The sequence below is a fragment of the Nocardioides sp. HDW12B genome, from assembly GCF_011299595.1.
Lineage (GTDB): Bacteria > Actinomycetota > Actinomycetes > Propionibacteriales > Nocardioidaceae > Marmoricola_A.
Genome location: NZ_CP049867.1, coordinates 14203 through 34242, shown reverse-complemented (window position 1 = coordinate 34242; position 20040 = coordinate 14203). Strand labels below are relative to the sequence as shown.

Below are 20040 nucleotides of genomic sequence, written 5' to 3'. Positions count from 1 at the left end.
CGGCGCTTTCACCTGACACGGGTGCGCATCCAGCTGACAGTCTCTGCCAGCCCTTGCGCGAGCTCCACAGGGTTCACGTCAGGGAAGAGTGCTCGCAGCGCGGCACTGTCTGCCTGCGAATCCTTCACGTCGCCCGCGCGCGTGTCTGTGTGCTCCCGTGTCAGCTTCGCGCCCAGTTCCCTCTCCAGGAGGCTGATGACCTCCAGCAAGGAGAACCTGGTGCCGAACGCAAGGTTCACTGGCTCGAGCGACGCGACCTTCCGGTCGATGGCGCTGCAGATGGTCTCCACCACAGTCCCGACGTACGTGAAGTCACGCGTCTGGCTGCCGTCGCCGTGCACAACCAGGGGGTCCCCGCGCAATGCGGCGGCAGCGAACGCCGGAACGACCGCGGCATACGCGTGATCGGGCGCCTGCAACGGTCCGAAAACATTGAAGAAGCGAAAGGCCAAAGTGGGGAGGCCGTAGCAGCGCTGGTACGAGACCGCATAAGACTCTGCAGCCAATTTGCTCACCGCGTAGGGACTCACCGGCATGGGCCGCATGTCTTCGCGTTTGGGGAGGGCTGGATTCGCGCCGTAGACCGAGGACGACGAAGCGACCACCACGTGTGCGCCGTTGTGGCGGGCGGCTTCGAGCACTCGGAGTGTGCCCGTCGCATTCGCTTCGTGACTGATGACCGGTTCCTTCACCGACCGAGGCACAGAGGGCACGGCCGCAAGGTGCACGATGGCCTGACCCGACTCGAGCGCTGGTCGTGCCTCGTTTCCAAGGATCGTGCCCTCGACAAGCTCAAGATTGAGCCCTCGGAGGTTTTCGCTGCTCCCAGTCGAGAGGTCGTCAACAACCACGACCTCGTGCCCTCGATCGACGAGTGCGGAAGCAAGGTTGGCACCGATGAAGCCTGCACCCCCGGTGACTACGACTCTCATTTGTCGCCTCTTCTTGTTGGGGCGGGGTCGCTCCACCCGCGAGCCAGACCTTGCACATGTAGCTCCAGACGATGCCAGACGTCGCGTTCGGAGAACTCGCGCTCCACGCGCTCGCGCCCGCGCAGACCGAGGCGATGGCGCTCCTCGATCGAGTTCAGCAGATTGCGCGTCGCAGCTTGCAGCGCAACTTGGTCGCCAGGCTCGATGAGCACGCCGGTATCGCCATGCCTGACCGCATCAACCACGCCAGTCGCCACCCAACCAATCGTAGGTACAGCGCAGGCCGCGGCTTCGAGAGCCACCATTCCTAGCCCCTCTCTCTTCGATAGCAGAATCATGAGGTCCGAGGCCTGATAGATCTTCTCTACCTCATCCGTGAACCCCACATCGCGAACTCTTTCGCTTCGCAGGAGGTGCTCTATAGTTCGGGCCTCATCGGGCCCGCTGGGCTCGTGCGTCCCAGCAAGCACGAGCCATGCGTTGTCGAGGTCCGGGAGCAGACGCCGCCAGAGAGCGGCGAGCTCGGCCACGCCCTTGTCGCCCGAGAGCCGGCCAACGAAACTGAGGACACACGCGTCAGCGGGAATGCCAAGCTCATTGCGAATGAGCACGCGGAGGTCTTCGCCCACAGGCTGAAATCGATGGAGATCTACCCCGTTCGCGGACCCTGCACCGAGGACGACTGCCTTTCGAGGCGATACGACTCCCTCGTCCACGAGAAGAGCGCGAAGGCTGGGGCTGACGGAGACGACCGAGGTCGACATTCGACAGGCAACGCGCTCCAACGCCCGCAGCACGAACGCTCGAGGGCCGCTCAGTCCTTCGGCGCGGAAGCCGTGCACAACGTAGATGCGAACTGGCACCCGACAGGCGAATGCTGCAATCGAGCCGAGGACGCCCATCTTCGGCGTGCCGAAGACCGTCACCTTCGGCCGGCAACGCCGCACGACCCGCCACAGTCCGAGGAGCGCCATCGGATCCCGTCGAGACGGCTCCCTTTCCATCGGAGCCACATACGTGCGTGACACGCCCTCGCTCTTCGCAAAGTCCTCGAGGCCCCCTTCCCCGCAGACCAGACGGACGTCCCAGCCCATGTCGGAGAAGTAGCGAAGCTGCCCCCGGAGAAAAGCGCGTGCTGTCGTCGCCGCGGTGACGCCGTACAGGATTCGCTGTTCGCTTTCCGACTTCTGACCGGCGATCAGGGAGACCATGGCGCATCACCAGCCATCGTCGTCATCCGCCGGCTAGCTAGGAGCGAGTCAAGTCCCGCTTCGATCATCGGCAGCCGACTGCCTCGACGGCCGCGGACACCAGGGCGAAGTCGTCGTCGGTCATCTTGGAGCCGGACGGAAGAACGACACCGTAGTCAAAGATCCGATCCGCGCTGCCGTCCAGGGTCGAGGAAAGACCAGCGAAAACTGGCTGCGCATGCATGGGCTTCCAGACTCGCCGTGACTCGACACCGTGACGAGCCATCGAGGCTCCCAGATCCTCCGCCGCCCACGGGGCTGCGCACGGATTCACTACGACGGCTGTGAGCCAACAGTTGTCGTCTGCATCGTCCTCCGGGGCGAGTAGTCGGACGCCCGGAGTATCAGCGAACAGATCTCGATAGGCCCCGCGCCACTGGCGCCGCCGCTCGATCATGTCGTCCAAACGGGAGAGCTGCCCGCGGCCGAGTGCTGCGAGGAGGTTAGACAGTCGGTAGTTGTAGCCGATCTCAACATGCTCGTAGTGAGGTACCGGCTCCCGTGACTGGGTAGAGAGCTTCCGAACGTGGGCCGCCAGATGACCGTCGTCAGTCAGCAGCATGCCGCCGCCCGAGGTGGTCATCACCTTGTTTCCATTGAAGGAGAGGACGGCTGCATCGCCATGAGAGCCAGCCGGCCGCCCAGCACCTCTAGCACCGAAGGACTCCGCGCTGTCACACAGGAGCTTCAGCCCGCGCGATGCGGCGACGGCCTCGATGCGGGCATAGTCAGCGCAGTGACCGAAGAGGTCGACCGCGATGACCACCCGCACCCGCGCTCCGGACCCCGCGAGCTCGTCCAGGGCCGACTCGAGCAGCTCCGGGCTGATGTTCCCCGTGGCCGGGTCGCAGTCGACGAAGTGCGGTCGCGCTCCTACGTAACAAACTGCATTAGCAGTCGCCGCGAAGGTCATCGTCGGGACGATCACGACATCGCCATCGCCAACGCCCCACGAAACGAGGGCCAGATGCAACGCAGCAGTCCCCGAGCTCAGACCGACCGCGTGCCGAACGCCTACCCTCGATGCGATCTCGGCCTCGAATGCATCGAGGTCAGGCCCGGCAGGCGCCACCCACCCCGATCTGAGTGCTTGGAGTACGTACTGCTCCTCCGTCTCGCCGACGTCTGGAGGTGACAACAAGACCTTCAGGGTCACGTGTGCGACCAACGCTTGGAGAGCTCGAACTCCGCGACGTCCGCGTACTCATCCGCGCCTCGCCGCTGAGCCGGCATCTGTCGGGTCATGCGCGCGACAGAGCGTCGGAACGAACCGATGACGATGTCGGGCGACGACCAGGGGTCGAGCTCGCGCGCCTCCAGAGCGTCGAAGGGCGGCACGGGAGTGTGGGAGACGAGCGGGTGGCTGGAACGCACGTCTGCCTCTCCGTCCCCCCACAGCTCTTCGTGCATCTTCTCTCCACCTCGAAGCCCGGTGTAGACAACGTCGATGTCCTCACCGGAGAGCTCGATGAGCTGCCGCGCGACCCCATCGATCGAGACGGGCTGCCCCATGTCAAGCACGAGCGCCTCGCCGTCGTTGCCGATGGCCGCAGCCTGGATCACGAGCTGGACGGCTTCCTGGACGGTCATGAAGTACCGCGTCACATCGGGATCCGTGACGGTAACGGGGCCACCCGCCTTGATTTGCGCCGAGAAGGCGGTCAAGACGCTACCGCGACTGCCCAAGACGTTGCCGAACCGCACCGAGAGAAAGGTGCCCTCCGCATCTGCGGCCACCGCCGCGGTCAGCCCCTCCGCCAAGCGCTTCGAGTACCCCAGGACGCTGCACGGGTTGGCGGCCTTGTCCGTCGAGATGTTGACGAACTTCTCGACCTTGTGAGTCTTCGCCGCCTCCAGGATGCTCAAGGTCCCCCAGACGTTGGTCTTGACGGCTTCGCCTGGATACTGCTCGAGCATGGGGAGGTGCTTGAGTGCCGCCGCGTGGAAGACCACGTCGGGCTTGCGCTGATCGAACAGAGCGTCCACGAACAATGAGTCCCGGATGTCCCCGAGCACCACGTCGTCCGAGTCGAGCAGGGCGCGTCCGTAGATGGAGAGCTGCACCGCGTGAAGTGCCGACTCGTCACGGTCCAGCATGATCAGCTCCGCCGGGTTGAACTTCGCGATCTGCCGGCACAGCTCAGAGCCGATGGACCCGCCCGCACCGGTGACCAGGACTCGCTTGCCTGTCAGGTAACCGGCCATCGAGTCGATGTCGGTGTCGATCTGGTGCCTGCCGAGCAGGTCGGTGACATCGATGTCACGTACGTCATCAACGGCTACCTTCCCCGGCTCCCGGAGTTCGTGGACGGGCGGGAGAACCTTTACTTCGAGACCGGCGTCGAGTGCCGGCTGGCTCAGCTCGCGGATGTCCGACGACGATGCGCTCGGGATGGCGATGATGAGGGTCCGAGCGCCGGTGCTCTCCGCTACCGCAGCCACGTCTTCTCGGCTGCCCAGGACTCTGACGGGTCCGACCCGGCGATGCCGACGCGCCCGGTCGTCGTCGAGCATGGCGACCGGCGACAATCGCATGCTTCCGTCAGCGAGCATCGACCGGACGAGCTTCAGCCCCGCGTCGCCTGCTCCGAGGACAATCGCTCGGCCGACACCGTCCTGATCGCGGTGCTCGTAGCGTCGCCCCGTCCAGAGCGTCTGGTCCATGCTCGCCCGATACGTGGCCCGGTAGGTCGCCATGACCACGGTAGCGAGGGCGGCGCCCGCCAGGGGAACGCTGCCCGGAACCGGGCGCCCGACCAGGACGTTGAGCACCGTGACCGCAAAGCCGGTGAATCCGGCGATCATGGTCAGCGACAGCATCTCCTCAGTGCTTCCCATGGGCGCCCGGCCCTGATGAAGCCGGAAGACCAGTCCGCACGACACGTGCAAGGCCGCCGCAGTGAGGGCAAGCCCGAGGACGGCGGCCCAACTCGTGAGCTCGGCCGACTCTCTCGCTCCCATCCCTTCGAGAACGCGACGCAGGACCGCGAACGCTCCGAAGCAGGCCAACCACACGGCGGTGTCCGCCATGAAGAGGTAGGCGAAACGACGCCGACGAACGCGTGCAAGCAGGTCAGACATGTGGGACCCCCGTCACCCTTGGATGCCTCGGGCGCTGATCGCGCTCTCGATGTCCTCAGGATAGAACAGATGCACTACTCAGTCACATCGGACCAAAGGGTGCGACATTCGGGCAAAGTGATGGTGCGCGACGGGACCTAGTGCCCTGTTCCGATCACCGGCGCCGTTTCATTGCGCGCGCGACCGCCCAAACAGCCATCGGAAGTGCGAGCAATCCCCGTCCGATGCGTCGCAACTGCCCGAGGCGCAGACCGCGAGGGGACTCGCTGCCATCGGGAGTCCGCACGTCCGCGGGCGTCACCGCGAGCGCTTCTCCGACGATGCTGAGCCAGGACCTCGGAGGGGCGTCTAGGAGGGCGTACACCCACGTGGCGGAGCGTCGTCCCCCCACTGCCTGGCGCACCCGCCAGGCCCGGGATATCTCGTGGTCCTCCCCAGTGAGATGTACAGGGAGCCCGAGATCCCGGAGGAAGGGCGCGAGAGGTAATTGAGCACCGGTCACCCGCGCCAGCGTCGAAAGTTGCTCGAGCTCTTCGGCCGACATCACATGCCGCGCGTGACTCACAAGGTCGCTGTAGGCCGGGCCTTGTACAGCAATGTCTCGCAGAGCGTGCAGGGCTCCAATGGCGGCACTCGTCGGCCTGTCCACGCTGACCACCTCGACGCCGGCGATCACGACGGCCTCGCGTCTGTGCCACAACTCGTCGAAGACGACGTCGTTGTCGAAGCAGAAACCAGGGAATGACTCGTGCACATCGATCTGAAGGGGCCACAGCCTGTGTCCGAGTGTGGCACCCACGTGTCCGGAGATCGAGCGGCGCCGGCTGCCCGCTGGCGCCTCAAGCTCCCATCCCAGGTCTTGCATCACCTGGAGGGCGGTGCTCACCTGCCGAGGGCGCACCAGAACATCGACGTCGTGCGAGAGCCGTTCGGCTCTGAGTCCGCGTGATGCCAGCGTCGGACCCTTTATGATGACGGCGTCCACCTCGGCCGACTGCAGCGCACGTCCGACGAGAACATGCGCCAACAGCCCGGCCTCCGCCGGCTGTAGACCGAGCGCTTGCTCGGTCACCTCAGTTAAACGTGTCCGTCTTCGCCGCGTAGGACTCGGTACCGACCTTTGGCGTGACCTCGAGTGTGATGGCAGAAGTAGAGGGCTGAGTCTGCTTGGTGTCGACCAGGAACGCCAAGGCCACGGCTGCATTCGGGGCGAGGTCGTTGTTGAGCTTGAAGGTCGCCTTCTTGGGCCAGGTAGCTCCGACAAAGTCAGTCACCCGCGTCCACGCAGTGTTCCCGGCCGTGACGCTCGGGGCGAACGACGTCCCGTAGCTGCCCTGGGTGATGGTGAGCTCCACAGTCGTGGTCGTTGCGGGGGCGACGGCGTCACCAACATTGGTCAGGGTGAATGAACCATCGACCAACTTCTTCTCGTTGTTGGGAACCCTGCGGGCTGCGTCGAAACTCGACACTTGCAGGTTCGGCGCCGCGGCCGGCGTAATGGGGCCGTCGTGCCCCGGCTCATGACTCACGAGAGCGAACTTCGGGGCCGTCGCCACGATGGCGACGACAGGCGCAGCCCACGCGGCGTTAGCACCCGTTCGAATGAGCGTTCGTCGCGTGACCTCGGCGGCCGTGCCGCGCGAGTCGTTCGAGTGCTGCGAAGTCATGCGTGTCCCCCTTGGACCGTGATTCTGCGAATCCATCGAGCAGATGTTAAGCCATGAAGGGGGGCTAGGCACAACCGGACGAAGGGCCCTAGTCCGCAATCTCACGCAGTATTCCGTTTTGTACCAGTTCACGGAGCGAGATCTCTGTCAATTCTCGCGCGTCTACGCCGTCCGGCGGGGGCCCGAGGGCGTCCTCGACAGCTTCGACAAGAACGCCGATCCCCATGGGCCCAGCGCCAAGCGCGTTCCACAGCGCCGTGGCACCCGGGCCGAGTGTCACGACGCGGTTGTCGTCGAGCAGCAGGACGGCCTCACCCGATCCCTGCCACACGTCCGCGATACTGACGGCAGCCCACCTCATGGGGCTGCCCATGACGTCGCCAATGCAGCGGGCACCTTCGACGCCTCCCCATAGGTCAGGATCCGGAAAGGATTCGCGTCGGTGGCCAGGCTCGCCAACACACCCAAAGGGCCACGGAGTGCCGACAGGTGCGAGGACTGGGCAGCAAGCGGGGGCAGCGCCCGGGCAGTTGGCAGCGGCGTAACTGTCGCGATCGAGTGCTGGCCGCGATCCAGGAGGAAGACCGCTGAAACAGTGAACGGGATAATGGACGACCTCCGCCAGCTCTCTGACATCAGGCCTCGGGGCAGCGCCTGCACCTTGGGGCCAGAGGACGAGACGACAGACAGGGGTTTGGGGTACGGCTCGATGATCTTCGTACCGTCCGCACGGATCCCCACCGTCTCGTCGGTGAGGTAGTGCCATCCGTGCTCGGTCAACGCCTGCACAAGGGTCGTCTTGCCAGCACCCGAACGTCCGACAAAGACGGCGGCTTCCCCGGTCTCTGGCCGCCCCACAGCGCACGCATGCAACATCAGGAGTCGACCAGCATTCGCGTCAATGACAGAGCGGGTCACGTCTCGAGTCAGTCTCTCGAGGGCTGAGTCGACATCGTCGCTGCTCGACTGCTCGACCACCAGATCGGTTTCGGAGGCGTGTTCAGCCAGGCACAGCTCCCATGCACTCACGAAGCGCGGAGCCAGAATATCCTCAATGCACACGCGCACTGGCACACCCAGCGCGCACAGCTGAATGTCACTCATGCGTCACGGACTCCTCGAGAAGACCAAGGACGAGTAGGTCGTCCACGAAGGCTGTGATGACTTCACGTTGGTACTGCAGGTCCTCGCCCGGCCACAGCACAGCAGCTTTCTCCGCGACATGGGCATGCGTCGTCTCGACGGTGAACAGGGTCCACAGCACGAACGCGACCCCCTCCAGGACCACGGGCGGCGCTGCGAGGTCATTCAGACGTAGCAGCGCTACGCGAAGTTCGCCTGGGCTGACAACTTCAGCGACGGCCGCTCGCTGAAGCATCGAGTCTCTTGGCGTCACTCACGGCCCCGCGCGTGGCTGCCACCCGTCCCCCCGCGGGGTTTTCGCTTCAGCTGTCGCCACCAGCCGGCGGTACCGGCCTTGGGCTGTGACGAACCATACGGGTCGGAGTAGTAGCCCGCGTAGGTCCCGCCGTTTGCGCCCCGCCGCGGCACCTTGTTGAGAATGACGCCCAGCGCCCTGGCGTTCACCGCCTCCAAGTGACCCAGTGCAGTTCGCAGCTCACCATCCAGTGTTTGACCTGCCGAGATGACGATGATCGCTCCATCGGCCCAGGCTGTGAGAACGGCCGCATCGGTCACGGGCAGCAGCGGCGGCGCATCCAGAATGACCATCGCATCCTGTGACAACTTCTCCACCAGCGTTTTCATGCTCTGGGAGCCCAGCAATTCACTGGGGTTTGGCGGAATGCGACCTGCCCCCATGACCTGCAGCAGATCGTGGACCCCGGAAGGCTGGAGAGCGTCTGCCGGGGACATCTGCCCGACGAGCACGTCTGTCAGGCCAACGCCCTCGACGACGCCGAGCGCCGTGGCGACGCTCGGCCGTCGGAGGTCCGCGTCCACGAGCACTACGTGGCGTCCACTCACGGCCATCGCCGCAGCGAGGTTCGTCGAGACAGTCGACTTCCCGTCGCTCGGCTTCGGACTGGTCACCACGATGATGCGCGGCGGGTCGTCGATCGCCATGTACCGCAGATTGGTCCTGAGCTTGCGAAACGCCTCGCCCGCTCCCGAGGCGTCGCTGCTCTCGATCGACGTGATGAGGGTTGCGCGCTCACCCGTCCCGTGCCCCAGCACTGGGGTGCTGGGGATGCTTCCGAGCACGTTGACACCAAAGCGCTCAACGACGCTCGCTGCCGTGCGCAGCCGGCGGTCCAGGACGTTCCTCACGAGCGCGTACCCGAGACCCAGCACGAACCCGACTGCGAGTCCGATCAGGACATTTCGAAGGGGCTGCGGACTTATGGGCGCCGCGGGTAAGGCTGCGGACTCGACGGGCACAAGCACGGGCGACCCGACAGGATCGATTCCCTCCGGATCCTCGATCTCGTCGATCTGTTGTGCCAGTGCGGCGACCCAGGCGTCCGCCAGGGCGCGCGCTTGCTGCGGCGTTCCTGCCCGTGCCGTGATCCTGATATTCACCGTGCTCTCGGGTTGGAGCACGTCGATCGAGTTGACCAGTGCGTCCGGGCTCACATCAAGCTTCAGCTCTCGAATGACCTCCCGAGCCGTGGCGCGGCTCTCTGCCAGCGTGACGTAGGACACCGCGCGAGACTTCGCGAATTGGTCGTTGACCGACCCCAAGCCTGGTTCGTAGTTCGGGCCCGTGCTGACGAAGCCGCTGGCATTGGCCTGGTACACCTTGGGTTGCGCCAGGGTGTAGAGGGCGACGGAAGCGACCGCAAGAGTCACGATCAGGGTGACGCCCACCCAGTGCGCCCTCAGTACGCGGACGTAGTCGCGCATCTCCATAATGCTAGGCCTCTCGATCCTGAAGTCCCCCGACTCGCCGGTCCGCGGGAGGGCAACTGCGGTGGCGGGCTCACACGAACAGACAACGCGCAGAGCACCTCAGGGTAACGCTCGCACCAGCGTCGGGTACAAATCCGACGCCTCAGCCTCCCCCGCCGCTGGCAGCACAGCCACATGGACGACACGTCGTCGCGAGCGCCAGACCTATCCCGTATTGCGTGTTACAGGTATGTCGTCCTGAAAAGTGAGGACGAAGGTCCCATACGTGGCATATGGTCTAAGAGTCGCTTGGGAGGGCGGCTCGGGTCTCGGGCCCGATTAGAGAGTCTGGGAGGACCCTCGGATGCTTACTGAGTCTGCGCGTACGCAATCTCCGCGACGGTTCGTTTTGGCGTCGCTCGCCTTGGCGATGGCCTCGGCACCCCTCGCGGTCGTCATTTCTACGGGGGCGACAGGCGTTCCCCTAGCCAGCGCGTGTGGCGACGGTGAGACTCAGCGCGCCGCGGACACCGGCATCGTCTGCGTCCACACCGACGTCGCGCCTCGAGGGATCGACGTCCGGACGCGGGTGGACACTCGAAAGCTGCGGAAGCGCACCGGGGCCGTGACGCAAGCCGTCGTCGAAGCTGATCCCTCCATCGCCGAGACCTCAACCAGCTCGGCCGGCGCGCTGACCGCAGTGCCGTGCGACGGCGATGGAACGACGGGCTACCGCGTCCAGGCGATGTATGTGGTCGAGGCGGGGAAGCCCAACCGCTTCGCTGCCCTTCAGTCCAGCCTGAAGCTGTGGGCTGCGGGTGTGGACGAGGTCTTCAGCCAGTCTGCCGCCACAACAGGCGGCGTACGACACGTGCGGTTCGTCACCGAGCCGGCAGCTGACGGAACCTGTGAAGCCTCGGTGCTGAACGTGGAGGTCCCTGCGGGAGCCACCGCGGACTTCGCCTCGACGATCGCTGCCGTCAAGGCACTCGGATATAGAGACCCGACTCGTAAGTACCTGATGTGGACGGATGCCAACGCCCTATGCGGTGTCGCGCAGCAGTACCCGGACGACAGTGCGGCGGACACGAACTCCAACAACGGTCGATACCCGATGTTCGCGCGAGTCGACAACGCGTGCTGGGGCCTGGGCGACTCCGCGGGCACACGCTCCGTCGAGGCGCACGAACTGGCGCACAATCTGGGCGGCGTACAGAACTCCGCGCCCAACGCCACCGGCAGTGGGCACTGCAACGACGAGAGCGACACGCTCTGCTACAACGACGGCGGGCCCTCTGCGGCGGTCGTCGAGAAGTGCTCGCCCGAGCAGGAGTTCCTGCTGGACTGCAACAGCGATGACTACTTCTCGACTGATCCGGCAGTGGGGAGCTACCTCGCTACCCACTGGAACGTGGCCAACTCTCGGTTCTTGATTGACGGCGGACGGTTGGGAGCCGGCGTCGCGCCCATTCTCGACGGATCTGTCAACCGGACAAACGTGGGCTTCGGGTCTCCAGTTGCTGTGTCCGCTCGACTCCAGATGCCGGATGGGGAACCCGTCGCGGGGGTCAGAGTTGCCGTCAAGCTCAAGGACGGTTCAGGCGCCGGTTCCCTTCTCGGCAGTGCTGTCACGTCCAACGACGGATCAATATCAGTGACCGTGTCGCCCGCTCACAGCGGCGAGATGATGCTGGCCACCTCGCAGACATCTGCCCTTGCAGCGGCCGAGCATTCGCTCGGACAGGTGATGGTGGGCTCATGGACGCCCTCGCTCCAGTTCAACGCTTTCAAGAGTGGCAAGTTCTACCAGTTCAGCGGCTCCGTGGCCCGGTCCTACCTCGCCGAGCGGTCACCCGCTGCCCAGGTCCCGGTTGACGTGGTACTCACGTCCACCAGTGGAACCACGACCACGATTGCCTCTGCGGTCACGACCTCCACTGGGTCCTGGACCGCTTCGGTGAACGCGGGCGTCGTGGGCACCAGTGGTTCGCTCCAGGCGGTCGTACGAGGAGTAACTGGCTACCTGGACGGCGCCAGTGCTTCGGTCAAGCTCGGTCGCAAGTAGTCCACGTCACCGTGGACGGGCAACCACCCGTCCACGGTGCTCCCGGATCAGAGCGCGGCCGACGACGACCACGACGGCGCCCACGAGGGCCCCCAGGGTGTTGGCGACGATGTCGCGCGAGGTGGAGCTCCGGTCCGACAGGAACGTCAGCTGCAGCCACTCGAGGGTCGAGCTCAACGCGAACCCCACGAGCACCCAGAACCACACCCGGCGCTGCGGCCATAGCAGGCTTGTCAAGGCAGCGAGCGGAACGAAGAGTGCGACGTTCAGTCCGAACTCGACCTGATCGGTCCCGACCAACCAACCGGGAAGACCGACGGCGGTAAGCGCCGCGCTCAGCCGCTCGACGGCGCTCGTGGGCGTGGCGGGGCTCGGGTTCAGAACCAGCCACGCGATCCCGAGCACCTCAAAGACAAGCAGAGCGACGAGAAGGCGCCGGATCGGGACGCGTGTAAGTGCACTCCCGTCCCCCGTCGAGGTCGTCCCGGTGTCGATGTCAGCCCAGCCGCGGACGCACGTGCAGACCGACCTCGGGGTCGACGAGGACCTCCTGGGCGGCGGGCATGCCAGCGATATCGAGCTGGGATTCCACCGAGACATTGCGCTTGACCAGGCCGAGGGCGATCGGGCCGAGCTCGTGGTGGCGCGCCGAGCTCCCGACGAAACCGACCGGCTTGCCGGGTGCTCCACCGGGGCCGGGCAGCGTCACCGTCTCACCGGGCCGGGGCAGGGCGTTCTCCGAGCCGTCGAGGTGCAGCAGCACCAGTCGCCGCGGCGGGCGCCCGAGCGTGTGGACGCGCGCCACGGTCTCCTGGCCGCGGTAGCAGCCCTTGTCGAGGTGCACCGCCGGGCCGACCCAGCCCATCTCGTTGGGGATGGTGCGGTGGTCGGTGTCGACGCCGAAGCGGGGCTCGCCGCGGGCGATGCGCAGCGCCTCGAAGGCCCACAGCCCGCAGGCCGGGCCGGCCGCGGCGGCGTACTTCTCGAGCTGGTCGCGGGGGATCAGGTCGTACTTGCCGGGTCCCTCACCGGGTCTCGACGACGGTTGCTGCGCAACCTGCTCGACCACCGGGGAACCTGGTCTCGACGACGGTTGCTGCGCAACCTGCTCGACCAACGATGGGCGCCAGGCGACGGCGAGGTCGGCGGTGGCGTCGGTGACCTCGACGCGCATCATGAAGCGCATCCGGTCGAGGAACTCGACCAGCGCGGCCACGCGGCCCGGCTCGACGTGGCCGGTGAAGGTCTCGCCGTCGTCGACGCCGCGGAAGTGGTGCTCGACGTGGCCCTGCGGGCTCAGCACCAGCGCCTCGGTCGGCACACCGGGCTGAAGGCGCTCGAGGTGCTGGGTGGTCATCGCGTGCAGGTAGGTCAGCCGGTCGGGACCAGTGACGCGGAAGACGCCGCGGTGGGAAAGGTCGACGAAGCCGTCGCCGGCGGCGAGGGTGCGCTGCTCGACGTTGAACGACCCGTAGTGGGCGGCCACCTCGGCGTCGACGCCTTCCGCGGCGACGGCGCCGGGCAGGGTGAGCAGGGGGCTCGGCATGTCAGGTGCTCCGATCGGTGGGGACGTCCCTCCCAGTGTCCCTCACCGGCGGTGAGACGCACTCAGGCGTCTCGGCAGTCCGCGCAGGTGCCGAAGACCGTGAGGTGGCCGACGTCCGGAGTGAAGCCGTGGCGCTGCTGCAACGCAGCCGCCAACTCGTCGAACTCGCTCAGGTGGGCCTCGAGCACGCGCTCGCAACCGCGGCAGACGAGGTGGACGTGCTCGTCGCCCGAGCGCGAGTGGTAGGTCGGTGCCCGGTCGGTCAGGTGGGTGTGGCGCACCAGGCCGAGGCTCTCGAGCAGCTCGAGGGTGCGGTAGACCGTGGAGATGTTGACCGCCGACGACCGCTCGTGGACCTTGGCGAGCACCTCGTCGGGGGTGGCGTGACCCAGCTCCTCCACCGCGGCCAGCACCAGCTCACGCTGGGGGGTCAGCCGGTAGCCGCGCTCCCGCAGGGTCTCCTGCCACTGCCGGGAGTCGGGGGGCTGGGGCATGCGGTCAGTCTAGGTCTCTGCCCCTGGTTGCCTGGTCTCGACGACGGTGGCTGCGCGACCTGCTCGACCACCGGTGGGACCTGGTCTCGACGACGGGCCCCAGGGGGCCCTGCTCGACCACCGGTCAGGCGCGGGAGCGGCCCAGCGCGCGGTAGGTCCAGCCGGCCGCACGCCAGCGGGCGGGGTCGAGGGCGTTGCGGCCGTCGAGGACGCGGGCCTGGCCCACCAGCGGCTTGAGCGCGTCGGGGTCGAGCTCGACGTACTCCTTCCACTCGGTGAGCAGCAGCACGAGGTCGACGCCCGCGATCGCCTCCTCGACGGAGGATACGAACCGCAGGTCCGGGAAGCGCCCCCGGGCGTTCTCGACCGCGATCGGGTCGGTGACGGTGACGTCGGCGCCCTGGAGCCGCATCTGCTCGGCCACGTTGAGTGCCGGGGAGTCGCGCACGTCGTCGCTGTTGGGCTTGAAGGAGGCACCCAGCACCGCGATGCGGCGACCGGCGATCGAGCCGCCGCACTCCTCGCGGGCCAGGTCGACCATGCGCGTGCGACGCCGCATGTTGATGGAGTCGACCTCGCGCAGGAAGGTCAGCGTCTGGTCGACGCCGAGCTCGCCGGCACGAGCCATGAAGGCGCGGATGTCCTTGGGCAGGCAGCCGCCGCCGAAGCCCAGCCCGGCGTTGAGGAACTTGCGGCCGATGCGCTCGTCGAAGCCGATGGCGTCCGCGATCGCGACGACGTCGGACCCGGTCGCCTCGCAGAACTCCGCCATCGCGTTGATGAAGCTGATCTTGGTGGCCAGGAACGAGTTGGCCGCCACCTTCACCAGCTGCGCCGTGCCGAGGTCGGTGACCACGAGCGGCGTACCGAGGTCGAGCACAGAGGTGTAGACCTCGCGCAGCACCCGCTCGCTCGGCTCGGCACCGTCGCCCACCGGCAGGCCGAAGACCAGCCGGTCCGGGGTGAGGGTGTCCTCGACCGCGAAGCCCTCACGCAGGAACTCCGGGTTCCAGCACAGCGTCGCGCCCGGGACGGCCTCCTCGATCTGCGCCAGCAGCCGCTCAGCGGTGCCGACCGGCACGGTCGACTTCCCGATCACGACGTCACCGTCGGACAGCTGCGGGATGAGGGTGGTGACCGCGGCGTCGACGAAGGTCATGTCGGCGGCGTTCTCGTTGCGCTTCTGCGGGGTCCCCACGCAGACGAAGTACGCCGTCGCGTCCGCCAGCTCGGCGGGGTCGAGCGTGAACGACAGCCGACCGGTGGCGAGGCTCTCGGCCAGCAGCTCGTCGAGCCCCGGCTCGTAGAACGGCGCCTTCCCGGCGGAGAGCGACTCGATCTTGGCCTCGTCGACGTCGTAGCCGACGACGTCGTGCCCCAGCTTGGTCATGCAAGCCGCGTGGACCGCCCCCAGGTAACCGCAACCGATCACACCGATCTTCATGGTGCGACAGTAGCCAAGCCCGGTGAGGCCGGAGGGAACGTCAGGAAAACCCTGGACCTGGTCACCGGTCTCGGCCGCACGCGGCGGGCTCCTGCACGTCAGGCGTGGTGCTTGATGGTCCTGACGGCCCACACCCCGGCCGCTATCCCGGTCGCGGTCCCCAACACGAAGCCAAGGAGACCGAAGGAAGCGATGGCTTCACTGATGTAGGCACCGATGGTCTCCTGCGCCGTGGCACACGACATGGTCGTGCAGGGGTCGCTGTCCAGCGCTCCGGTCGCAAAGGCGGTGGCGACATAGGAAGCACAGATCAGCACGATGGCCGCGAGGCCCAGCAGCACCATGGGGTGTGCCGTGACAACGTCCTTCACCGAGATCGCGGCCGTGCAGACGGCCACGGCCAGAGACCAGGCGAGCGTGGCGAAGAAGATGCCCCAGAAGCTCCGCGCCTCGCCGACCTCCTGGGAGACGAGCGAGGAGACCACACCACCACCCACCAGCAACCCAACCAGGGTCAGGACGTGTTCCATGAGGATGCCAATGGCTTGATCGGCGGTCTTGTGCTGCTGCCGCACGTCCGCCGGGATCAGAGGGCGAGAACCGCCCTCAGCAGCGTCATTCATGTCGCCCCCTGGGGCTCAGTCCAGATGCTCCTTGGTACACCCGACTTCTCGCCGCGCACCACAGACCTTGGTCCGCGGGACCAGTGACCGTTGGGGCTGGAGCCTCCTCACGCTGTCGCGAATCGGGACCCGTCTGGGGGCGTCGCAGGCAGCACTGCGGCTAGGCCCGGCTGAGCTTGCCCCACAGGTGCGGCGTCAGCGGCTGGCCCGCGGCGGCCATGTCGTAGGCGAACCACAGCTCGCTCTCGACGAGGCCGTAGAGCCGGTGACCGGCGGTGACCTCCTTGGCCGTCTCGGTGCGGATCACGGCGTCGGTGGTCAGGTCGAGCTTCGCTCCGTCGACCTTGCCGTGCCACAGCTCGAGGAAGCCGGTGTTGTGGGTCAGCAGCAGCTCCACCGAGCCGTCCTCCTGGCAGCGCAGGAAGCCGGTCTCCTGGGCGGCGTCACGGATCTTGTTGCCGGCGTCGTCGACCACGGTGGCCTTGGCCATGTAGTGGATGAACGGGCGCCCGTCCTGCTGGAAGATCGCCTCCTGGTGGAACTTGAAGGCGTCGATCGTCGGGTAGTCCCCGTCGCCGCCACCCTCCCAGCGGCCCAGCAACCAGGCGAACTTGTGGAGGTTGGGGTGGAGGTTCGGCGGGATCTCGAAAGGCATGTCTCAGTCGTCCTCGGTGCGTGGGGGGTGGGGGCCCGACGGCTCGCTGTCGGGGTGGCCGCTCCCGGTTGGAGTGTGCGAGGCAGCCACGTCGTCGCGCTCCTCGGGGCGGGCGAGAGGCACGGCGGCGGCTTCCTTGCGCATCGTGCGGGTGAGCAGCAGCACGGCCGTCAGGCCGAGCACCACCAGCACCACGACCATGAGCGCGACGAGGAAGGCAGGCATCGGTGCATGCTACCGAGCCTGGAGCTCCGGGAGGGTCTCGGCCGCCGCGCGACGGGCGGCCTCGGCCTGTGCCTGCTGGCCGGCCTCGTTGGCCGCGATCCCGTCGACCGTCAGGGCGGGCTTCCAGGCCCCCGTCGGGGTGGACACCGGGGTGGTGAGGTCCCACTCGACGAGGTCGTTGTCGGTGACGAAGGTGCGCACGGCGTCGTTGACCGCCTCCACGTTGGCGGCCTGGGTCGAGATCGGAGGCGTCGGCACCCACACCACGACCGGCCCGCCCTTGCCGCCGAGGTCGTCAGCGGTCTGCAGCAGCGACTGCACGGAGGCGGCGACGGTCTGGGGCGACACGCCGGAGAGCAGGTCCACCGTGCCGGCGGTCACCACGAGCACGTCGGCGTTCGCGGCCTGGGCCGCGCGCGGCTCGAGCGCGGCGGCGGTCGCCCCCGCCAGGGAGGCCGTGACGCCGGGGACGAGCCCGTCGACGGTGCGCTGACCGATCGAGCGCTGGAACCACGAGCCCTCGGAAATGGCCAGGCCGTCGCTCAGCAGCGCGACGCGCAGCGGCGGGCCGGTCGGGGTCGCCGACGGACTGGGCTCCTTCGACGCCTTTGCTCCACCCGTGTCGCCGCTCGCGGCGTCCTCCGAGGTGCTGCTGGTCGTGGCGCTGGCCGGCTCCGGCGGTGTGCCGGGCCAACGACTCAGCTCGTACGCGATCCAGCCGAACACCAGCACGGCGAGCACGAGCACGGCGATGCCGGCCTTCGAGATCCGATCCCCCATCGATTCCATGTGACAACCCTAGGCGTCGGGTTCGCCGATCACGAAACGCACAGGGTTCACCCGCACTACCGTGAACGGAGGGCGACACCCGGCTCGACGGGTGGGCCGCGCACCTTCCTGGCGCTCGCGGCCCGTCCCTTCGAGCTCGGGAGACCTCATGGACGCAGCGACGGTGACCTCGCGCGGTGTAGCCGACGTCATCGCGTCCGGCGGCGTGACCAGTGTCTTCCAGCCTATCGTCGACCTCGAGACCGGCGACACCGTCGCCTTCGAGGCCCTGGCCCGCGGCCCCGAGGGGCCGCTGCACTCGCCCGCCGCCCTGTTCGCCGCCGCGCGGGGGGAGGGCCTGCTCGCCGAGCTCGACGGCGCCTGCCGCGGCGCGGCCTTCCGCGGCGCCGTCGCCCACGGGCTCGTCGACCCGCTGCTGGTCTTCGTCAACGTCGAGCCAGAGGTGCTCGACACCGCTCCCGCCGAGGACCTGCTGGCCATCGCCGGCAGCGCCCCCGGCCGGTTGCAGGTCGTGGTCGAGATCACCGAGCGCGCGCTCGCGTCCCGGCCGGCCGAGCTGCTGCGCACCGCCGAGCGGATCCGCGAGCTCGGGTGGGCGATCGCCCTCGACGACGTCGGCGCCGAGACGGCGTCGCTGGCCTTCATGGCGCTGCTGCGCCCCGAGGTGGTCAAGCTCGACCTCGCCCTCGTGCAGGGTCGGCCCTCCTCGGCGGCCGCCGAGGTGATGAACGCCGTCAACGCCTACGCCGAGCGGTCGGGCGCCCTGCTGCTGGCCGAGGGCATCGAGACCCCCGATCACCTCACCCAGGCCCGGGCGCTGGGCGCCGTGCTCGGGCAGGGGTGGCTCTTCGGCCACCCGACCGCCTCGCCCGACCCCGCGCACCGGCGTACGGCGGCAGGGCTGGTGCTCCCGCGCGCGGCGGCACCGTCGTCACGCACCCTGCCCGGCTCGCCCTTCGCCGCCCTGCCCGCCGGCACCCCCCTGCGGCGCTCGCCCAAGCGGCTGCTCGTCGAGGTCAGCAAGCAGCTCGAGCGGGAGGCCCGGCGCATCGGCGAGACCTGCGTGGTGGCCTCGACGCTGCAGCACCGCGACCACTTCACCCTCGCCACCCGACAGCGCTACCGCGACCTCGTCGAGCGCACCGGCTTCGTCTGCACCCTCGGCGAGGGCATCGAGGCCGAGCCGCTGCCGGGGCTGCGGGGCGCCGAGCTGGCCGGCGACGACCCGGTGCGCGGCGAGTGGGACGTGGTGGTGCTCAGCCCGCACTTCAGCGCCGCCCTCCTCGCCCGCGACCTCGGTGACGTCGGGCCCGACCACGACCGGCTGTTCGAGTACGCCCTGACCTACGACCGCGACGTCGTCACGCGCGCCGCCCACGAGCTGCTGCTGCGCGTGGCACCGCGCTCGACACCGCGCGCAGTCTCCGGCACCGTCGCCGACGTGCGCCCGGCTCCGGTCCCGCCGGACCTCGCGGACGTGGTCGGCGCCGCCTCGGTCAGCGACGAGCTGCTGCGCCGGGCACTGGCGGCGAGCACCAACGGGCTCACCATCGCCGACATGACCGCTCCTGACCAGCCGTTGGTCTACGCCAACGAGGCCTTCGGGGCCCTGGCCGGCTTCCCGCTCGACACCCTGATGGGTCGCAACTGCCGCTTCCTGCAGGGCCCCGACACCGATCCTGTCGCGGTGACAAGAATTCGTGAGGCCGTTGCCGAGGGTCGCGTCGTGCACGAGACGCTGCTCAACGTGCGCGGTCCCGAGCGGGTGCCCTGGTGGAACGAGGTGCACCTCTCGCCGGTTCACGACAGCGCCGGCCGGCTGGTGCAGTACATCGGCGTCCAGACCGACGTCACCGCCCGCGTCGAGGCCGAGCAGGCGTTGTTGCAGGAGAGCGACCGGGCGCGGGACTACCTGACGCGCCTCGAGGAGCTCGCCTACACCGACGCCCTGACCGGCATCGCCAACCGCCGCCACGTGGAGTCCGTCGTCGAGGCCGACCTGCTGCGCGCCCGGGAGAATGGCCACGCCCTCGCGCTGCTCTTCATGGACCTCGACGGCTTCAAGCACGTCAACGACGCCCTCGGGCACGCCGCCGGCGACGAGCTGCTCATCGAGGTCGCACGGCGGCTGGCCGACCGGCTGCGGGTCACCGACACCCTCGCCCGCCTCGGCGGCGACGAGTTCCTCGTGGCGCTCACCGACCTCGACCCCGACCAGGCGCTCGCCGAGGCCCGGGCCACAGCCGCCCGTCTGGCAGCCGTCGTCGCCGAGCCGTTCCGCATCCGGCGCACCGAGGTGACGGTGACCGCCAGCATCGGGATCTGCACCTACCCGCACGACGCCGGCGACTTCAGCGCGCTGCTGCACCAGGCCGACCTACGGATGTACGAGCTCAAGCCGAACCGGGTCTGAGCCCCG

20 protein-coding genes are annotated in these 20040 nt (G+C 67.8%); 2 read left to right on the top strand and 18 right to left on the bottom strand.

What is annotated here, in order from left to right; genetic code table 11:
• Positions 1 to 8: 8 nt before the first annotated feature.
• The 10 genes from G7072_RS00165 to G7072_RS00120 all read right to left on the bottom strand — a co-directional run bounded on the left by G7072_RS00165 (position 9) and on the right by G7072_RS00120 (position 9795).
• Positions 9 to 932, bottom strand: coding sequence for an NAD-dependent epimerase/dehydratase family protein (locus tag G7072_RS00165; RefSeq protein WP_166083638.1), 924 nt, complete (start codon positions 930 to 932; stop codon positions 9 to 11).
• The gene (locus tag G7072_RS00160; protein WP_166083637.1) at positions 929 to 2143 is read right to left on the bottom strand and encodes a glycosyltransferase; all 1215 of its coding nucleotides are present in this window, start codon (positions 2141 to 2143) and stop codon (positions 929 to 931) included. Before G7072_RS00160 ends, G7072_RS00165 begins: the two co-directional genes overlap by 4 nt.
• A 64-nt stretch (positions 2144 to 2207) precedes the next feature.
• Positions 2208 to 3338 (bottom strand): aminotransferase class I/II-fold pyridoxal phosphate-dependent enzyme, encoded by a 1131-nt coding sequence (locus G7072_RS00155; RefSeq protein WP_166083636.1) that lies wholly within the window; start codon positions 3336 to 3338, stop codon positions 2208 to 2210.
• Complete coding sequence (locus G7072_RS00150; RefSeq protein WP_206063225.1) at positions 3335 to 5212, bottom strand: nucleoside-diphosphate sugar epimerase/dehydratase; 1878 nt, start codon at positions 5210 to 5212, stop codon at positions 3335 to 3337. Before G7072_RS00150 ends, G7072_RS00155 begins: the two co-directional genes overlap by 4 nt.
• Before the next feature lie 205 nt (positions 5213 to 5417).
• On the bottom strand, positions 5418 to 6410 hold the full coding sequence (locus G7072_RS00145) for a nucleotidyltransferase family protein (RefSeq protein ID WP_240917314.1): 993 nt from the start codon (positions 6408 to 6410) through the stop codon (positions 5418 to 5420).
• On the bottom strand, positions 6337 to 6930 hold the full coding sequence (locus G7072_RS00140) for a hypothetical protein (RefSeq protein ID WP_166083632.1): 594 nt from the start codon (positions 6928 to 6930) through the stop codon (positions 6337 to 6339). Before G7072_RS00140 ends, G7072_RS00145 begins: the two co-directional genes overlap by 74 nt.
• Positions 6931 to 7018: 88 nt before the next feature.
• On the bottom strand, positions 7019 to 7291 hold the full coding sequence (locus G7072_RS00135; RefSeq protein ID WP_166083631.1) for a hypothetical protein: 273 nt from the start codon (positions 7289 to 7291) through the stop codon (positions 7019 to 7021).
• Complete coding sequence (locus G7072_RS00130) at positions 7288 to 8034, bottom strand: hypothetical protein (protein WP_166083630.1); 747 nt, start codon at positions 8032 to 8034, stop codon at positions 7288 to 7290. The genes G7072_RS00135 and G7072_RS00130 overlap by 4 nt, the downstream gene beginning before the upstream one ends.
• Entirely contained in the window at positions 8027 to 8308 is a 282-nt protein-coding gene (locus G7072_RS00125; RefSeq protein ID WP_166083629.1) for a hypothetical protein, read from the bottom strand. The genes G7072_RS00130 and G7072_RS00125 overlap by 8 nt, the downstream gene beginning before the upstream one ends.
• 14 nt (positions 8309 to 8322) lie before the next feature.
• Positions 8323 to 9795 (bottom strand): polysaccharide biosynthesis tyrosine autokinase, encoded by a 1473-nt coding sequence (locus G7072_RS00120; protein ID WP_166083628.1) that lies wholly within the window; start codon positions 9793 to 9795, stop codon positions 8323 to 8325.
• 610 nt (positions 9796 to 10405) lie between these two features.
• Here G7072_RS00120 and G7072_RS00115 point away from each other — a divergent pair.
• Positions 10406 to 11845 (top strand): hypothetical protein, encoded by a 1440-nt coding sequence (locus tag G7072_RS00115; RefSeq protein WP_166083627.1) that lies wholly within the window; start codon positions 10406 to 10408, stop codon positions 11843 to 11845.
• Between the two features lie 6 nt (positions 11846 to 11851).
• Here the strand turns inward: G7072_RS00115 and G7072_RS00110 are convergent, their stop codons facing one another.
• From G7072_RS00110 to G7072_RS00075, 8 genes are all read right to left on the bottom strand, one after another.
• Complete coding sequence (locus G7072_RS00110; RefSeq protein ID WP_166083626.1) at positions 11852 to 12250, bottom strand: VanZ family protein; 399 nt, start codon at positions 12248 to 12250, stop codon at positions 11852 to 11854.
• A gap of 91 nt (positions 12251 to 12341) precedes the next feature.
• Positions 12342 to 13391, bottom strand: a complete 1050-nt coding sequence (locus tag G7072_RS00105) for a folate-binding protein YgfZ (RefSeq protein WP_166083625.1) — start codon at positions 13389 to 13391, stop codon at positions 12342 to 12344.
• A 62-nt stretch (positions 13392 to 13453) separates the two neighbouring features.
• Positions 13454 to 13885: a Fur family transcriptional regulator gene (locus tag G7072_RS00100; RefSeq protein WP_166083624.1), complete on the bottom strand. Its 432-nt coding sequence runs from the start codon at positions 13883 to 13885 to the stop codon at positions 13454 to 13456.
• A gap of 124 nt (positions 13886 to 14009) precedes the next feature.
• Positions 14010 to 15329: a UDP-glucose/GDP-mannose dehydrogenase family protein gene (locus G7072_RS00095; RefSeq protein WP_166083623.1), complete on the bottom strand. Its 1320-nt coding sequence runs from the start codon at positions 15327 to 15329 to the stop codon at positions 14010 to 14012.
• A 98-nt stretch (positions 15330 to 15427) separates the two neighbouring features.
• On the bottom strand, positions 15428 to 15952 hold the full coding sequence (locus tag G7072_RS00090; RefSeq protein ID WP_166083622.1) for a hypothetical protein: 525 nt from the start codon (positions 15950 to 15952) through the stop codon (positions 15428 to 15430).
• Between the two features lie 160 nt (positions 15953 to 16112).
• Positions 16113 to 16607 (bottom strand): FABP family protein, encoded by a 495-nt coding sequence (locus G7072_RS00085; RefSeq protein WP_166083621.1) that lies wholly within the window; start codon positions 16605 to 16607, stop codon positions 16113 to 16115.
• 3 nt (positions 16608 to 16610) lie between these two features.
• Entirely contained in the window at positions 16611 to 16832 is a 222-nt protein-coding gene (locus G7072_RS00080; RefSeq protein ID WP_166083620.1) for a hypothetical protein, read from the bottom strand.
• A 9-nt stretch (positions 16833 to 16841) separates the two neighbouring features.
• Positions 16842 to 17621: an SGNH/GDSL hydrolase family protein gene (locus G7072_RS00075; protein ID WP_166083619.1), complete on the bottom strand. Its 780-nt coding sequence runs from the start codon at positions 17619 to 17621 to the stop codon at positions 16842 to 16844.
• Positions 17622 to 17769: 148 nt separating this feature from the next.
• Between G7072_RS00075 and G7072_RS00070 the strand changes: the two genes are divergently transcribed.
• A complete protein-coding gene (locus G7072_RS00070) occupies positions 17770 to 20034 on the top strand; it encodes a diguanylate cyclase (protein ID WP_166083618.1) in 2265 nt (754 codons plus the stop codon).
• Positions 20035 to 20040 lie beyond the last annotated feature (6 nt).

Excerpts from the sequence above, each read along its gene's own strand:
- G7072_RS00165 (WP_166083638.1), bottom strand. The coding sequence starts at position 932 with ATGAGAGTCGTAGTCACCGGGGGTGCAGGCTTCATCGGTGCCAACCTT.
- G7072_RS00160 (WP_166083637.1), bottom strand. The coding sequence starts at position 2,143 with ATGGTCTCCCTGATCGCCGGTCAGAAGTCGGAAAGCGAACAGCGAATC.
- G7072_RS00150 (WP_206063225.1), bottom strand. The coding sequence starts at position 5,212 with ATGGCGGACACCGCCGTGTGGTTGGCCTGCTTCGGAGCGTTCGCGGTC.
- G7072_RS00130 (WP_166083630.1), bottom strand. The coding sequence starts at position 8,034 with ATGAGTGACATTCAGCTGTGCGCGCTGGGTGTGCCAGTGCGCGTGTGC.
- G7072_RS00125 (WP_166083629.1), bottom strand. The coding sequence starts at position 8,308 with ATGCTTCAGCGAGCGGCCGTCGCTGAAGTTGTCAGCCCAGGCGAACTT.
- G7072_RS00140 (WP_166083632.1), bottom strand. The coding sequence starts at position 6,930 with ATGACTTCGCAGCACTCGAACGACTCGCGCGGCACGGCCGCCGAGGTC.
- G7072_RS00090 (WP_166083622.1), bottom strand. The coding sequence starts at position 15,952 with ATGAATGACGCTGCTGAGGGCGGTTCTCGCCCTCTGATCCCGGCGGAC.
- G7072_RS00070 (WP_166083618.1), top strand. The coding sequence starts at position 17,770 with ATGGACGCAGCGACGGTGACCTCGCGCGGTGTAGCCGACGTCATCGCG.
- G7072_RS00085 (WP_166083621.1), bottom strand. The coding sequence starts at position 16,607 with ATGCCTTTCGAGATCCCGCCGAACCTCCACCCCAACCTCCACAAGTTC.
- G7072_RS00080 (WP_166083620.1), bottom strand. The coding sequence starts at position 16,832 with ATGCCTGCCTTCCTCGTCGCGCTCATGGTCGTGGTGCTGGTGGTGCTC.
- G7072_RS00075 (WP_166083619.1), bottom strand. The coding sequence starts at position 17,621 with ATGGAATCGATGGGGGATCGGATCTCGAAGGCCGGCATCGCCGTGCTC.
- G7072_RS00120 (WP_166083628.1), bottom strand. The coding sequence starts at position 9,795 with ATGCGCGACTACGTCCGCGTACTGAGGGCGCACTGGGTGGGCGTCACC.
- G7072_RS00100 (WP_166083624.1), bottom strand. The coding sequence starts at position 13,885 with ATGCCCCAGCCCCCCGACTCCCGGCAGTGGCAGGAGACCCTGCGGGAG.
- G7072_RS00135 (WP_166083631.1), bottom strand. The coding sequence starts at position 7,291 with ATGAGGTGGGCTGCCGTCAGTATCGCGGACGTGTGGCAGGGATCGGGT.
- G7072_RS00105 (WP_166083625.1), bottom strand. The coding sequence starts at position 13,391 with ATGCCGAGCCCCCTGCTCACCCTGCCCGGCGCCGTCGCCGCGGAAGGC.
- G7072_RS00095 (WP_166083623.1), bottom strand. The coding sequence starts at position 15,329 with ATGAAGATCGGTGTGATCGGTTGCGGTTACCTGGGGGCGGTCCACGCG.